Source organism: Acidovorax sp. LjRoot74 (genome assembly GCF_964254355.1).
GTDB lineage: Bacteria > Pseudomonadota > Gammaproteobacteria > Burkholderiales > Burkholderiaceae_C > Acidovorax.
The window spans coordinates 2,716,345-2,731,095 of sequence record NZ_CAXUTI020000001.1 but is presented as its reverse complement, the minus strand read 5'-3'; the positions used below and the strand labels follow the sequence as shown (position 1 = coordinate 2,731,095).

General features: G+C 64.0%; 11 protein-coding genes. 9 read left to right on the top strand and 2 right to left on the bottom strand.

All coding sequences use genetic code 11. The features are described from left to right. Positions 1-179 precede the first annotated feature (179 nt). The 3 genes from ACSQ3O_RS12715 (at position 180) to rsxB (ending at position 3,728) form a co-directional block, all read left to right on the top strand. Positions 180-1,265: a GTP pyrophosphokinase gene (locus tag ACSQ3O_RS12715; RefSeq protein ID WP_137745412.1), complete on the top strand. Its 1,086-nt coding sequence runs from the start codon at positions 180-182 to the stop codon at positions 1,263-1,265. 163 nt (positions 1,266-1,428) lie between these two features. After that, the gene (locus ACSQ3O_RS12710; RefSeq protein ID WP_436139114.1) at positions 1,429-3,039 is read left to right on the top strand and encodes a polyhydroxyalkanoate depolymerase; all 1,611 of its coding nucleotides are present in this window, start codon (positions 1,429-1,431) and stop codon (positions 3,037-3,039) included. A 38-nt stretch (positions 3,040-3,077) separates the two neighbouring features. Continuing rightward, positions 3,078-3,728, top strand: a complete 651-nt coding sequence (gene rsxB / locus ACSQ3O_RS12705) for an electron transport complex subunit RsxB (protein WP_436139113.1) — start codon at positions 3,078-3,080, stop codon at positions 3,726-3,728. Positions 3,729-3,780: 52 nt separating this feature from the next. Here the strand turns inward: rsxB and ACSQ3O_RS12700 are convergent, their stop codons facing one another. Beyond that, positions 3,781-5,265 (bottom strand): methyl-accepting chemotaxis protein, encoded by a 1,485-nt coding sequence (locus ACSQ3O_RS12700; protein ID WP_436139112.1) that lies wholly within the window; start codon positions 5,263-5,265, stop codon positions 3,781-3,783. A gap of 167 nt (positions 5,266-5,432) precedes the next feature. On the opposite strand from ACSQ3O_RS12700, the gene dapC reads away from it, so the two are divergent. From dapC to ACSQ3O_RS12670, 6 genes are all read left to right on the top strand, one after another. Then, on the top strand, positions 5,433-6,638 hold the full coding sequence (dapC, locus tag ACSQ3O_RS12695; RefSeq protein WP_298455883.1) for a succinyldiaminopimelate transaminase: 1,206 nt from the start codon (positions 5,433-5,435) through the stop codon (positions 6,636-6,638). A gap of 45 nt (positions 6,639-6,683) precedes the next feature. Beyond that, positions 6,684-7,517 (top strand): 2,3,4,5-tetrahydropyridine-2,6-dicarboxylate N-succinyltransferase, encoded by an 834-nt coding sequence (gene dapD / locus ACSQ3O_RS12690; protein WP_298455880.1) that lies wholly within the window; start codon positions 6,684-6,686, stop codon positions 7,515-7,517. A gap of 70 nt (positions 7,518-7,587) precedes the next feature. After that, positions 7,588-8,751, top strand: a complete 1,164-nt coding sequence (locus ACSQ3O_RS12685; RefSeq protein WP_137745406.1) for a PilT/PilU family type 4a pilus ATPase — start codon at positions 7,588-7,590, stop codon at positions 8,749-8,751. Between the two features lie 162 nt (positions 8,752-8,913). After that, on the top strand, positions 8,914-10,110 hold the full coding sequence (dapE, locus tag ACSQ3O_RS12680; RefSeq protein WP_436139111.1) for a succinyl-diaminopimelate desuccinylase: 1,197 nt from the start codon (positions 8,914-8,916) through the stop codon (positions 10,108-10,110). Beyond that, entirely contained in the window at positions 10,107-11,036 is a 930-nt protein-coding gene (prmB, locus tag ACSQ3O_RS12675; protein WP_436139110.1) for a 50S ribosomal protein L3 N(5)-glutamine methyltransferase, read from the top strand. The genes dapE and prmB overlap by 4 nt, the downstream gene beginning before the upstream one ends. A gap of 111 nt (positions 11,037-11,147) precedes the next feature. Beyond that, on the top strand, positions 11,148-13,187 hold the full coding sequence (locus ACSQ3O_RS12670) for an ABC-F family ATP-binding cassette domain-containing protein (RefSeq protein WP_436139109.1): 2,040 nt from the start codon (positions 11,148-11,150) through the stop codon (positions 13,185-13,187). Between the two features lie 501 nt (positions 13,188-13,688). Here the strand turns inward: ACSQ3O_RS12670 and phbB are convergent. Further along, the gene (gene phbB, locus ACSQ3O_RS12665; protein ID WP_137745402.1) at positions 13,689-14,426 is read right to left on the bottom strand and encodes an acetoacetyl-CoA reductase; all 738 of its coding nucleotides are present in this window, start codon (positions 14,424-14,426) and stop codon (positions 13,689-13,691) included. Between the last annotated feature and the right edge of the window lie 325 nt (positions 14,427-14,751).

The following is a 14,751-nucleotide window of genomic DNA, read 5'->3' as shown; positions in this document are numbered from 1 at the left end:
CGATGGACTCGCCTGCACCATTATGGACACCAGCACCACGCTGCGAAGGAATAAATCGCCCCACGCCCCCACTGGCTGCGCTCACCCCGGCATGACCTGCTACAGGGTGTTGGCGGATATGCTTGGGCCACCGGCACACTGCCCCCGCACACTTTTTCATCCCCAAGACACAACGCCGCATGCCATCGCTTGATTTCGACCTGGAGGCCTCCCACTTCCGCAGCTTTTATGCGCAGCAGGCCCCAGCCCTGGAGGCCGCGTGCACAGCCATCACCGGCCTGGTGGGGGCTGCGGTGGCGCAGGCCGGGGGCATTGACATCGCCAAGGTGGAAGGCCGTGTGAAGGATGCCGACGAATGCATCCGCAAGTTCGTGCGCAAGTACCGCCCGGCACTGGAAGAAAACAACACTCCCTACGACATCCAGAGCTACATCACCGACCTCATCGGCGTGCGGGTGGTGTGCCTGTATGAGGACGAGCTGGAGAAGGTAGCGCAGACCATGCGCGAGCGTTTTGCGGTAATTGAGGTCACGGACAAGGTGACGGCTGTGGAGAGCACCGAGGCGTCGTTTGGCTACAAGGGCCTGCACCTGGACCTGCGCCTGGGCGCCTCCGAGCGCGACCTGCCGGAACATGCAGCCTATGCCCACTGGGCGTTTGAGCTGCAGGTGCGCACCATCATCCAGGACTCGTGGAGCGTTCTGGACCACAAGATCAAGTACAAAAAGTCGATTCCGCAGCAACTCAAGCGGCGCATCAATGTGCTGTCGGCCCTCTTCGAGCTGGCCGACCGGGAGTTCCGCCAGATCCGCGATGCCACAGCAGCCGAACTGCTGCAGGCCCCCGACGAAACCGCCGACCCGGTGCCCGATGCAGCCGCCGACGCGCAAGCTGCAGGCAAGGCGGCAGGCGGCAGCAGCGAGCTGAACGCCTTTACCTTCCTGAAGATCGCCACACATTTCTTCAAGGACTTCGAGTTCGAGCCGTCCAAGGTCGATGGCTTTGTGGACGACATCCAGGCCTGGTCACCGCGCATGACCCGCGCGCGTTTCAACACCCTGATGCGCGAGACCATCGGTGTGGTCAAGCGCTACAAGCTGCACTTTGAGGAGCAAAACCCCCAGGCCAGCTTCAACCCCTACACGGTGATCCGGCACTGCCTGTACCTGAGCAACAAGACCGCCTTCCGCCCGGCGCTGCGCAATTCGGCGCGCGAATCGTTCGAGGCCTGGCTGCTCGACAACACCGACCCCCGGCCCCATTGACGGAGCCAGGTTGGGTTGGGGGCTGCATCTGTAACCCCGTGCCAAGCCCTGCCGCCCAGCGGCGTCGCATGTCACATAGGCGACTTGGCATTGGTGGTTTTACTCCATGCGCTTGTTACCAAGTGCTGCTATATTGCACTGCAACAAAACGGAGTTTCGCCCCATGCTGTATCACATCTACGAAACCCAGCGCTCCCTGATGGAGCCCTTTACAGACTTTGCGCAGGCGGCTTCCAAGTTGTTCAGCAACCCCGTGTCGCCGCTGAGCCAGACCTCTGCCGCCCAGCGCATGGCTGCGGGCTACGACCTGCTCTACCGCCTGGGCAAAGACTACGAAAAGCCCGCCTTTGACATCCACACCGTGGATGTGGACGGCATAGGTGTCGCCATCCATGAACGCATCGAAGTCAACAAGCCGTTCTGCGAGCTGCGCCGCTTCAAGCGTTTTTCAGACGACCCCGCTACGCTGACCAAACTCAAGGGCCAGCCCGTGGTCCTGATCGTGGCGCCGCTGTCGGGCCACTACGCCACCCTGCTGCGCGACACCGTGCGCACCATGCTCAAGGACCATAAGGTCTACATCACCGACTGGAAGAACGCCCGCCTGGTGCCGCTGGCCGAGGGAGAGTTCCACCTGGATGACTACGTGAACTACGTGCAGGAGTTCATCCGCCACCTGCAAGGCCAGTACGGCAACTGCCATGTGATCAGCGTGTGCCAACCCACCGTGCCGGTGCTGGCGGCCGTGTCGCTGATGGCCAGCCGGGGCGAAAAAACGCCGCTGACCATGACCATGATGGGCGGGCCCATCGACGCCCGCAAGTCGCCCACCGCCGTGAACAACCTGGCCACGAACCGCAGCTACGAATGGTTTGAGAACAACGTGATCTACCGCGTGCCGGAGAAATTCCCGGGCGCAGGCCGTCGCGTGTACCCCGGCTTTTTGCAATACACCGGGTTTGTGGCCATGAACCCGGACCGCCATGCGTCCAGCCACTACGACTACTTCAAGGACCTGATCAAGGGCGACGACGCCAGCGCCGAAGCCCACCGCAAGTTCTACGACGAATACAACGCCGTGCTGGACATGGACGCGGACTACTACCTGGAAACCATCCAGACAGTGTTCCAGGACTACAAGCTGGTCAACGGCACCTGGGATGTACGCTCGCCCGCAGGCAAGATTGAGCGCGTGCGCCCGCAGGACATCACCGCCACCGCCCTGTTCACGGTCGAGGGCGAGCTGGATGACATCTCAGGCTCGGGCCAGACCGAAGCCGCCCACGACCTGTGCAGCGGCATCGTGCGCAAGGAACAACGCCACCTGGAAGCCAAGGGCGCAGGCCACTACGGCATCTTCAGCGGCCGCCGCTGGCGCGATCTGGTGTACCCGAAGGTCCGCGCATTCATTCTGGAGCACGAGCTGCCCCGCGTGAGTGAGGCCAAGCCGGCCGCCGCGCCGGTGGCCAAGACTACAGCGCCCGCTGCGGCAGTGGCAGCCCCCGCCAAAGCCAAGCCCAAGGCCACCAGCCCGCAGCCCAAGCCAGCAGTAAAGGCCACCCCATCTGCCGCCACCCGCGCACGCGGGGTGGCCCAAGCCGCAGCACCCACTGCAGCGGTGGCAACGCGCTGGGTCAAGCCTGAGGGCGCTGCGCAAGCCACGGGGGCCGCCGCTGAGCCGGTGCAGGCCGATGCAGGCACAGCCAAGGCCACGACAGCCACGGCCGCCCCTGCCCGCAGCGCCAGCCGCAGCAGCAAGGCGCGCAAGGCTTGATCCGCCCGCCCGAGACCCAGACACCACACTCTGCCCCGATGGACCTCGCAGCGCGGATCGACGCTGCGCTGCCGCAAACGCAGTGCACACGCTGCGGCTATCCCGACTGCGCCAGCTATGCGCAGGCCATTGCCAGCGGCGAAGCCGCCATCAACCAATGCCCGCCCGGCGGCGCTGAGGGTGTGGTGCGCCTGGCGGCCATCACTGGCCTGGCCGTGCTGCCATTGAGCGCCGAGCATGGTGTGGAAGGGCCACGCACCGTGGCCTTCATTGACGAAGCCTGGTGCATTGGCTGCACGCTCTGCATCAAGGCCTGCCCCACGGACGCCATCGTGGGTTCCCACAAGCGGATGCACACGGTGATCGAGCCCTATTGCACGGGATGCGAGTTATGTATCCCTGTATGCCCGGTGGACTGCATCCAGCTGGAGACCGTGAGTGGCTCGGCCACCGGCTGGGCCGCATGGTCCGCCCCCCTGGCCCAGCAGGCACGCCAGCGCTACCAGCAACATCGCCAGCGCGTGCCCCTGGAGGATGCAGAAGAAGACCCTGCAGAAGCGATGGGTGAGCAGGTCGGCAGCGCCACCGATACCACCACCAGCGGTGCCAACGCCGCCGACGCGCGCAAGGCCGCCATTGCAGCCGCCATGGAACGCGCCCGGCAACGCAGGGAACAAAACCCGCGCTGAGCGGTGCCCTCCCGCCCCCGATCGATCAGGGTGCCGGGAGCAAATCAGCCTTTCAACGGGCCGCCAGAGTCTTGTAGACCCCGCAGCCCACGTACAAGTCCCCCACGCGGCTCACGTAAGACATCTTGGTCTGCACGGCGCCCGTCGCCGGGTTGTTGATGTCGTACTCCACCCAGCCCGGGGCCCGGTCGGCCTGGGCCACGATGTCGCTCACCAGCCGGTCGCCTGCAATGCCCGGAATGTCCTGCACGCGGGTGCCCACCTTGGCAGGGTTACCGCCAAACGCACGGTAGGTGCCCGCGCTGTCCAGCACAAACACATACATGTCCCGGTCGTGGAAGGGCTGGCTCTTGTCCGTCAGGCTACGCAGAAATTGGTCTTGCGAGGTGGTCTTGTGCAGGGCCACAGCCTTTTGCACCAGTGCCACGGCCTCATCGGCCGTGCCCTGCTGCAGCCGGAACGCCGCCACCGCCCGCGCCAGGGTGGACGCACGCTGCTCCAAAGCCTCGGCCTGTTGCACGGCATGGCCCACCATCTGCGCGTTGTGCTGGGTGATCTGGTCCAGCTGCCGCACAGCGGAACTCACCTCGCTCAGGCCGGTGCTCTGTTCTGCGCTGGAGCCCGATATTTCCGTCATGCTCGCGGCCACGCTGCGGATACCGCCCGCCATGTTGGCGATGCCGTCCCCGGCGGAACGAATCAGCCCGGCGCTGGCCTCAACCTGGCTCACCGAAGCGCCAATCAGCTCGCGGATCTCGCGTGCGGCATCACCAGAGCGTTTGGCCAGGGTGCGCACCTCACCCGCCACCACCGCAAAACCCCGTCCCTGCTCACCCGCGCGGGCGGCTTCCACGGCGGCATTCAGCGCCAGGATGTTGGTCTGAAAAGCAATACTGTCGATGACACCGATGATTTCGGTCATGCGGCGCGCACTCTGCTGAATGGCTTCCACCGACTGCACCGCCCGGGCCATGGCCTCTGCGCCCGCATCGGCGGCCTTGCGCACATCGGCGGCCCGCGCGTCGGCACTGCGGGCCGTGTGAGCGTTGTTCTGCACAGCTGAGGACAGCTGCTCCACGCTGGCGGCGGTTTGCTCCAGGTTGGCAGCCTGCTGCTCGGTACGATCAGCCAGCGACCGGTTGCCCTGCGCCAGGCTCTGGCCCGCGTGGGCCACCAGCGCCGCATTGCTGCGGATATCAGCCACCATGGACGACAGGGTGAGCACCATCCGATCCAGTGACTGCGCCATGGCCCCCACTTCATCCCTTCCGTAAACATCGGCACGGGCACTCAGATCGCCATGTGTGGTCTTCTGCATGGCGCGGGACAACCCCTCCAAGTCGGACGACAGGCTCAGGTACAGGGACAGCAGCCCATACAACAAGGCTACAGCGCCCACGGCTCCACCCCATGCTGGCGCCGCAGCGGTTGCAACCAGCGCCACAGCCATCAACACTCCCAACGTCACCAGTTTGCCGAGCAGGTGCCATCTGCGCATCCACCAGAGTCCGGGACGCAGTGGTAGAAATCCAGACATCTTGTCTCCTGTTATGGTCCTTTCCAGCGGCGGATGCTATGTCCCAGCTCTTACGTCGGATTGACGCAGGGGCGGCGACAGCCCCACATTCACAGCAGCGCCTGACGACTTGACCACACCCGGCGCGCCGGCCTTTGCACAGTGGCCATCGCCCATAATGTGGCTCCATGAACCCCCTGCTCTCCCACCTCCAGCCCTACCCGTTCGAGCGGCTGCGGCAACTCTTTGCGGGGGTTACGCCCCCGGCGGCCTACAGCCCCATCAGCCTGGGCATGGGCGAGCCGCGCCATCCTACACCGCAGTTCATCAAGGATGCACTTAGTAACAACCTGGGTGGACTGGCCAGCTACCCCGCCACGGCGGGCGAACCCCGGCTGCGTGAGTCCTTCACACGCTGGCTGAACCAGCGCTATGCGCTCACCCTGGACCCGGGCACCCAGGTCCTGCCCGTGAACGGTTCGCGCGAGGCGCTGTTTGCCTTTGCCCAGACCATCATCGACCCCTCCCAGGGCCAGCCCCTGGTGGTCTGCCCCAACCCGTTCTATCAAATCTACGAAGGTGCGGCACTGCTGGCAGGCGCCCAGCCCTACTACGCCCCCAGCGACCCGGCGCGCAACTTTGCGGTGAACTGGGACACGGTGCCCGAATCGGTGTGGGAGCGCACGCAGCTGCTATTCGTGTGCTCACCCGGCAACCCGACCGGCGCCGTCATGCCCCTGAGCGAGTGGAAGAAACTCTTTGAGCTGAGCGACCGCTATGGCTTCGTGATCGCCTCGGACGAGTGCTACAGCGAAATCTATTTCCGGGACGAGCCGCCCCTGGGCGGCCTGCAGGCCGCTGAACAGCTAGGCCGGCGCGACTTCAAGAACCTGATCTCCTTCACCAGCCTGTCCAAACGCAGCAACGTGCCCGGCATGCGCAGCGGCTTTGTGGCGGGCGACGCGGCCCTGATCAAGTCCTTTTTGCTCTACCGCACCTACCATGGCAGCGCCATGAGCCCCATCGTGCAGGCAGCCAGCATCGCTGCCTGGAGCGATGAAAAGCATGTGGTGGAAAACCGGGCGCTGTACCGCAAGAAGTTTGCCCAGGTCACGCCACTGCTGGCCGGCGTGATGGAAGTTGCCCTGCCCGACGCCGGTTTCTACCTCTGGGCCAAGGTGCCCGAAGCCCTGGGCATGGACGATGCCGAGTTCGCGCGCGCCCTGCTGGCTCAATACAATGTCACGGTGCTGCCCGGCAGCTACCTGGCCCGCGAGGCCCAGGGAAGCAACCCTGGCGCCCAACGCGTGCGCATGGCCCTGGTGGCCGAAGCCGAAGAATGCGTGGAGGCTGCACTGCGCATCGTGCAGTTCATCCAAGCCCGCACGGCCTGATTTCTGAATCCTGATCCACAGACTGACCGACTGACAGACAACAACATGACCCAACAACTGCAAACCATCATCGACAACGCCTGGGACAACCGCGCCAGCCTCTCGCCCGCCGCCGCACCCAAGGAAATCCAGGACGCCGTCGAGCATGTGATCGCCGAACTGAACAACGGCACGCTGCGCGTGGCAACCCGCGAAGGTGTGGGCCAGTGGACCGTGCACCAGTGGATCAAGAAGGCCGTGCTGCTGTCCTTCCGCCTGAAGGACAACGAAGTCGTCAAGGCCGGTGACCTGGGCTTTTACGACAAGGTGCAGACCAAGTTTGCCCACCTGTCCGAAGAGGAAATGAAGGCCACCGGCGTGCGCGTGGTGCCCCCAGCCGTGGCCCGCCGTGGCAGCTTCATCGCCAAGGGCGCGATCCTGATGCCGTCGTACGTGAACATCGGCGCTTATGTGGGCGAAGGCACCATGGTGGACACCTGGGCCACCGTGGGCTCGTGCGCGCAGATCGGCGCCAACGTGCACCTGTCCGGCGGCGTGGGCATTGGCGGCGTGCTGGAACCCCTGCAGGCGGGCCCAACCATCATTGAAGACAACTGCTTCATCGGCGCCCGCTCCGAGGTGGTTGAAGGCGTGGTGGTCGAAGAGAACTCCGTGCTGGGCATGGGTGTGTACCTGGGCCAGAGCACCCCCATCTTCAACCGCGCCACCGGCGAAATCAGCTACGGCCGCGTGCCCTCTGGCTCGGTGGTGGTCAGCGGCAACCTGCCCAAGACAGCCGCCAATGGCGCACCCTACAGCATGTACGCTGCCATCATCGTCAAGCAGGTGGACGCGCAAACCCGCTCCAAGACCAGCATCAACGACCTGCTGCGCGACTGATGATGTGGACCGGCGGACGGCCTGGGCCGTTCGCCCCGCCGACAGAGACTGACAACAAGAGGGAAACACCATGAGCACGATGGAACGAATTCTTCGCCTGATGGCAGAGAAAAAAGCCTCCGACGTCTATCTGTCGGCCAACGCCCCCGCGCTGATCAAGATCAACGGCGAGTGCGTGCCCATCAACAACCAGATCCTGCCGCCCGATGCGCCGCGCAACCTGCTCTCCGAAGTGGTCCCCCCGGACCGCATCGAGGAGCTGGAAGAAACAGGCGAACTCAACATGGGTGTGCCGCTCAGCGGCGTGGGCCGCTTCCGGGTCAGCGCCATGCGCCAGCGGGGCAGCTATGCGGTGGTGATCCGCTTCATCTCGCAGCAGATCCCCGAGTTCGACACCCTGGGCCTGCCGCCGGTGATGCGTGAACTCATCATGGAGAAGCGCGGCCTGATCCTCATGGTGGGGGCCACCGGCTCGGGCAAGAGCACCTCGCTCGCGTCCATGATCGACACCCGCAACGAGGCCATGACCGGCCACATCCTCACCATCGAGGACCCGGTCGAATACCAGTTCAAGAACAAGAAATCCATCGTCAACCAGCGCGAGATCGGCAGTGACACCCAGTCCCTGCAAACCGCGCTGAAAAACGCGCTGCGCCAAGCGCCCGACGTGATCCTGATCGGCGAAATCCGCGACCGCGAAACGATGTCGGCCGCGATTGCCTATGCCCAGTCGGGCCACCTGTGCCTGGCCACGCTGCACGGCAACAACAGCTACCACGCGCTCAACCGTATCCTGAGCTTCTACCCCGTCGAAGTGCGCCCCACCATGCTGGGCGACCTGGCATCCGCCATGAAGGCCATCATTTCGCAACGCCTGGTGCGCACCGTGGACGGAAGCCGCGCCCCCGCCGTGGAGGTCATGCTCAACACCAAGCTCGTGTCTGACCTGATTGAAAAAGGCGACTTCTCGGGCGTGAAGGAGGCCATGGAAAAATCCATGGCCGAGGGTTCGCAGACCTTCGAGGAGGCCCTGGCCCACCTCATCATGGACGCCAAGATCGACCGCAAGGAGGGCATGTCCTACGCCGACTCGCCCACCAACCTCATGTGGCGCCTGCAGAACGACTTTTCCCTGGCCGCCAACGCCGCCAAGGCCCAGAAGGAAGCGCGCGACACACCCGACGATGCGCCGTCGTTTACCGAAATCGTGCTGGACGTCAAACCCGCCGCGTAGAGTCCCTCCTGAGTCGTGTTCGGCGCCTTCCCCCGGGGGGCGACGCCCTCGCTGCGGGGCGGCCATCGCTCGGAGCCCCTCGCCCCGCATTCGCCAGTTTTTTGTGCAGCGCTTCGAGCCACCGTTTTTTCAAACGCCACTGATTGTTATTCCACCCCTCCCATGTCCCGCACCCTGCACCTGGCTGAACAGCTCATTGCCCTGCCCTCCATCACCCCCGAGGACGCGGGCTGCCTCGACCTGCTGGCCGCTCGGCTGGCTCCACTGGGATTCGTGTGCGAACGCCTGGACTGCGGCCCCGCCGACTTCCGCGTCAGCAATTTATGGGCAAAAAGGCCCTCACCGCGCGACCAGCTTGCCCAAGCAGCTATCAAAACAGTAGTATTTGCGGGCCACACCGATGTGGTGCCCACGGGCCCACTGGCCCAGTGGAGCAGCGACCCGTTCGTGCCCACACACAAGGACGGCAAGCTCTACGGCCGTGGCGCCAGCGATATGAAGACCTCGATTGCCGCTTTTGTGGTCGCAGTGGAAGAGTTCCTGGCAGCCACGCCTGAACCCCTCATCCAGATCGCCTTCCTGCTCACCAGCGATGAAGAAGGCCCCTCGGTGGACGGCACCAAGGTCGTGGTCGAGCAGCTCAAGGCGCGCGGCGAGCCGCTGCACTACTGCATCGTCGGCGAACCCACCTCGGTCGAAAAAACCGGCGACATGATCAAGAACGGGCGGCGCGGCACACTAAGCGGCAAACTCAGCGTGCGCGGCATCCAGGGCCACATCGCCTACCCCCAACTCGCACGCAACCCCATCCACCAGGCCCTGCCCGCGCTGGCCGAGCTGGCCGCTACCGTGTGGGACCAGGGCAATGCCTTCTTCCCGCCCACCAGCTGGCAGATCAGCAACATGCATGGCGGCACCGGCGCCACCAACGTGATCCCGGGCGAGGTCGTGATCGACTTCAACTTCCGCTTCTCCACCGAATCCACTGCCGAAGGCCTGCAGCAGCGCGTGCACGCCGTGCTGGACCGACACGGCCTGGAGTACGACCTGCGCTGGACGCTGGGCGGCCAGCCCTTCCTGACCACGCCGGGCGAACTGGTCAGCGCCGTGCAACAGGCCATCAGCGTCGAGACGGGCATCACCACCGAACTCTCCACCACCGGCGGCACCAGCGATGGCCGCTTCATTGCCCAGATCTGCCCGCAGGTCATCGAACTCGGCCCGTCCAACGCGACCATCCACAAGATCGACGAGCATGTGGTGGTGGCCGACATCGAGCCGCTCAAGAACATCTACCGCCGCACGCTGGAGAACCTGCATGCGCAGGCCCTGGCGGCGGGCATGGCGCCAGCAGCATGAGCAGCACCAACCATCCCCTGAACGGCAACACCGTCGGCGCGCTGGTCGAATCTGGCGCCCAATGGCTGACCTCGGCCGGGGTGTTTTTTGGCCACGGCACCACCAACGCCCATGACGAAGCCGCCTGGCTGGTGCTGTGGCGCCTGGGCCTGCCGCTGGACAGTGACCTCTCGGAGGCGCCAGATTCCATCAAAAATCAGGCCGTACCGCCTGACCAGCTTGCTCTGGTTGCTACACTTTTTGATGAACGTATCCGCACGCGCAAACCGGCTGCCTACCTCACGCGCGAAGCCTGGCTGCAGGGCGTGCCCTTCTACGTGGACGAACGCGCCATCGTGCCGCGCAGCTTCATCGCCGAACTGCTGGCCGATGGCAGCGTGGACGGATTCCTGAGCGACAACACCCGCCAGGTGCTGGACCTGTGCACCGGCAACGGCAGCCTGGCCGTGCTGGCCGCCATGGCCTGGCCCGAGGTGGAAGTGACCGGCGCCGACATCTCGCCCGACGCCCTGGCCGTAGCCCGCATCAACGTGGACAAACACGGCCTGCAGGACCGCATCCGGCTGCAGCTCTCCAATGGCCTCGCCGCCCTGCCCGGCCCCTGGGACCTGATCCTGTGCAATCCGCCTTATGTGAACTCCGCCAGCATGGCCGCGCTGCCCAACGAATACCGTGCCGAACCCGAACTTGCCCTGGCCGGTGGCGCGGACGGCATGGACTTCGTGCGCCAGTTGTTTGACGCCGCGCCCGCATGCATGACGGGGGACGCCGTGATCATCCTGGAGATCGGCAACGAGCGCCCGTACTTCGAAGCCGCGTTCCCCCAACTGCCTGTTTTCTGGCTTGATACCAGCGCGGGAGAAGACCAGGTTTTGCTGGTCACCCGGCAGGCCTTGGCAGCCCAAGCCCGCCTCACGGCACAATAGAGGGTTGCGCGCCGCCGCCTTTGCAGCGGTCACGCCATTTGCAATCGCGCTGGCCCCCCTGATTTTTCATGCCACCCGCCCCGTGCGGGTGTGCTTTTTTCTGAATTCCGGATGATCACCCTCAAGAACGTTACCCTGCGGCGCGGCACCAAAGTCGTGCTCGACAGCGTGTCCACCACCATCAACCCCGGCGAGAACGTCGGCCTGGTGGGCCGCAATGGCGCGGGCAAGTCGAGCCTGTTCGCGCTGCTCAGCGGCAAGCTGCACGAGGATGGGGGCGATTTCTACATCCCTACCAGCTGGCGCATGGCCGAGGTCGCGCAGAACATGCCCGAAACCGACCAGTCCGCCACCGACTTCGTGCTGGAGGGTGACACCCGCCTGGCGGAAGTCCAGCAGCAATTGGCAGAAGCGGAGGCCAGCGACGATGGCATGGCCATTGCCCATGCCTATTCGGACCTGCATGACGCAGGTGCACACGATGCCGTGGCCCGTGCCCAGGCGCTCATCCTGGGGCTGGGCTTTCGCGTGAGCGAACTGGATCAGCCGGTCAACAGCTTCTCTGGCGGCTGGCGCATGCGCCTGCAGCTGGCGCGCGCGCTGATGTGCCCCAGCGATTTGCTGCTGCTGGACGAGCCCACCAACCACTTGGACCTGGACGCGCTGGTCTGGCTCGAAGCCTGGCTCAAGCGCTATGCGGGCACCATGATCGTGATCAGCCACGACCGCGAGTTCCTGGACGCCATCACCAATGTCACTCTGCAAATCCAGCAGGGTGAGTTGAACCGCTACGGCGGCAACTACAGCAAGTTTGAAGAGCTGCGTGCCCAGCAGCTCGAACTGCAGCAAGCCAGCTTTGCCAAACAGCAGGAAAAGATGGCCCACCTGCAGAAGTTCATCGACCGCTTCAAGGCCAAGGCCAGCAAGGCCAAGCAGGCGCAAAGCCGCGTCAAGCAGCTTGAGCGCATGGAGAAAATCGGGCCGGTGCTGGCCGAGGCGGACTTCACCTTCGAGTTCAAGGAGCCTGCCAACCTGCCCAACCCCATGCTGGCCATCAGCGATGCGTCGTTTGGCTATGTGGACGACGAGGGCGTGCCCACCACCATCCTCACGGGCGTCAACCGCTCAGTGCTGGCGGGGCAGCGCATCGGTATCCTGGGTGCCAACGGCCAGGGCAAGTCCACGCTGGTCAAGACCATTGCGCGCACCATGAAGGCGCTGGGCGGCAGCATCACCGAAGGCAAGGGCCTGAATATCGGCTACTTTGCCCAACAGGAGCTGGACGTTCTGCGCCCCGCCGAAAACCCACTGGAGCACATGATCCGCCTGGCCAAGGAGCTGGGGCCGGATGCCAAGCAACCGAGCCGCGAGCAGGACCTGCGCAGCTACCTGGGCAGCTTCAATTTCACGGGTGACATGGTCAAGCAGGCCGTAGGCACCATGAGCGGCGGCGAAAAGGCCCGCCTGGTGCTGGCCATGATCGTCTGGCAACGCCCCAACCTGCTGCTGCTGGACGAGCCCACCAACCACCTGGACCTGGCCACCCGCGAGGCCCTGGCCATGGCGCTCAACGACTTCGACGGCACCGTCATGCTGGTCAGCCACGACCGTGCGCTGCTGCGCTCGGTGTGCGAGGACTTCTGGATGGTCGGCCGGGGCGTGGTGGGGCCGTTTGACGGCGATCTGGACGACTACCAGCGCTACCTGCTCGAAGAATCCAAGCGCCTGCGCGAAGAAGCCCGTCAGGCAGAACAGGCCCAGGCGACCGACGCGCCCCCCGCAGCCCCCAAAGCCACCGCCCCGTCGCCAACCCCCGCAGCGCCTGCAGCGCCCGCGCACGCACCAGCTCCGGCTCCTGCGGCACGGGACGGCCGCGAGCAGCGCAAGATCGACGCCCAGACACGCCAGCAACTGGCCGAAAAGACCCGCCCCCTCAAAAAGGAGCTGGAGCAGATCGACAAGCGCCTGGCGGTGCTGTCCACCGAACGGGCCAGCCTGGAGCACAAATTGACCGAATCCCTGCCCCCCGCAGAGATCGCCGAATGCGGCCGGCGCCTGAAAGTCGGGAACGACGAAACTGCCCAACTCGAAGAGCGCTGGTTGGAAATTTCTTCTGCCCTCGAAGAAATTTCTGCGGCAGCAGCCGCCTGAGGATGTAAATTCATGTAAACAAAGGGTGGTGTTTTCCGAGCTTTACGCCCGCTATTCATACCCTTTTAGCTACTCTTTTTATAGCAATTTACCTCTTCCACCTACGGGCACTTGCGGTTGCATTTTTTTGCGAAACGCTGTCAACGGACTGTGAATGGGCCGCGTTGTTGGTACATCACAGGAGTTTTCCAGCATGAACACCACCGCAATCTTGTCCGCTTGGCCCGAAGACGAACGCGATCGCAAGCGCGCCCCGGCCCGCTTCTGAACGAAGACGCAGCAGCCCGTTTCCTCATTCGCAGCGCACGCAATGACCGTCACTGCACCAATGCAAAAACCATGCCACAGCATGAAAAACGCATTGACTCCGCGGCCCATTGCTTGATCCCATCGACGAAAGGTCCGTAGGCAGCCCCTTCCCCCCTCTGCTCCTCCCAATAAAAAAACCCCGCATTGCGGGGTTTTTTGTTTTCTCAAAGGGTCCATGGACCCTGAGACCGATCAGCCCATGTGCAGGCCACCGTTGACGGAGAAGTCGGCACCCGTGGCATAGCCACCTTCTTCCGAAGCCAGCCAGGCAATGATCGAAGCGATTTCGCTGGGTTCACCCAGGCGCTTGACGGGCACAGTAGCAACAATCTTTTCCAGCACATCAGGGCGGATTGCCTTGACCATGTCGGTGCCGATGTAGCCCGGGCTCACGGTGTTGACCGTCACGCCCTTGGTGGCCAGTTCTTGGGCCAGGGCCATCGAGAAGCCGTGCATGCCGGCCTTGGCCGCCGAATAGTTGGTCTGGCCGGCCTGGCCCTTTTCGCCGTTCACCGAGCTGATGTTGATGATGCGGCCCCAGCCTTTTTCCACCATGTCGGCCACCACTTGTTTGGTGACGTTGAACATGCTGTTGAGGTTGGTTTCGATCACCGCATCCCAGTCTTCGCGCGACATCTTGAGGAACATGCGGTCACGGGTAATACCGGCGTTGTTCACCAGCACGTCGATGGTGCCGTGCTCGGCCTTGGTCTTGCCAAAGGCCTCGACCGTGGAGTCCCAATCGCCCACATTGCCCACCGACGCATAGAAGGTGTAGCCCAGGGCCTTTTGCTCTGCCAGCCACTTGGCGTGATCACGGGTAGGGCCACAGCCGGCGATGACCTTGAAGCCCTCCTTGTGCAGTCGTTGGCAGATGGCGGTTCCGATACCACCCATGCCACCGGTGACATACGCGACTTTCTGGCTCATGTGATTTCTCCTTGTTAGTGATTTGCCCAGCACCCACTCTACCGAAGAAATCAGGCCCCGCCGTGAAGGAAAACACTGAAGCCCTTTCCTTTTTGGCATATCGGCATGCGTCACACATCTGACACAAGGCAGGCCCTCCTCGGAGTCACGTTTCTGGTGCAGAGCAAGGCCTTCAGGGCCTGATGCACCTCAAGGGGGCACACAACGATCAGAAACAAAAAAGCCGCGTTGCACCAACGCGGCTTGTCACCAAGAAACCGCGCCCAGAGCATCTGCGCCAGGTGGCCAGATGCCCGCAGGCGCTGCCTAGCGGGTCGTTTCAGTC

Bases quoted from the DNA above. Each gene is read 5' to 3' on its own strand.
- ACSQ3O_RS12715 (WP_137745412.1), top strand. From the start codon at position 180: ATGCCATCGCTTGATTTCGACCTGGAGGCCTCCCACTTCCGCAGCTTT.
- ACSQ3O_RS12710 (WP_436139114.1), top strand. From the start codon at position 1,429: ATGCTGTATCACATCTACGAAACCCAGCGCTCCCTGATGGAGCCCTTT.
- rsxB (WP_436139113.1), top strand. From the start codon at position 3,078: ATGGACCTCGCAGCGCGGATCGACGCTGCGCTGCCGCAAACGCAGTGC.
- ACSQ3O_RS12700 (WP_436139112.1), bottom strand. From the start codon at position 5,265: ATGTCTGGATTTCTACCACTGCGTCCCGGACTCTGGTGGATGCGCAGA.
- dapC (WP_298455883.1), top strand. From the start codon at position 5,433: ATGAACCCCCTGCTCTCCCACCTCCAGCCCTACCCGTTCGAGCGGCTG.
- dapD (WP_298455880.1), top strand. From the start codon at position 6,684: ATGACCCAACAACTGCAAACCATCATCGACAACGCCTGGGACAACCGC.
- ACSQ3O_RS12685 (WP_137745406.1), top strand. From the start codon at position 7,588: ATGAGCACGATGGAACGAATTCTTCGCCTGATGGCAGAGAAAAAAGCC.
- dapE (WP_436139111.1), top strand. From the start codon at position 8,914: ATGTCCCGCACCCTGCACCTGGCTGAACAGCTCATTGCCCTGCCCTCC.
- prmB (WP_436139110.1), top strand. From the start codon at position 10,107: ATGAGCAGCACCAACCATCCCCTGAACGGCAACACCGTCGGCGCGCTG.
- ACSQ3O_RS12670 (WP_436139109.1), top strand. From the start codon at position 11,148: ATGATCACCCTCAAGAACGTTACCCTGCGGCGCGGCACCAAAGTCGTG.
- phbB (WP_137745402.1), bottom strand. From the start codon at position 14,426: ATGAGCCAGAAAGTCGCGTATGTCACCGGTGGCATGGGTGGTATCGGA.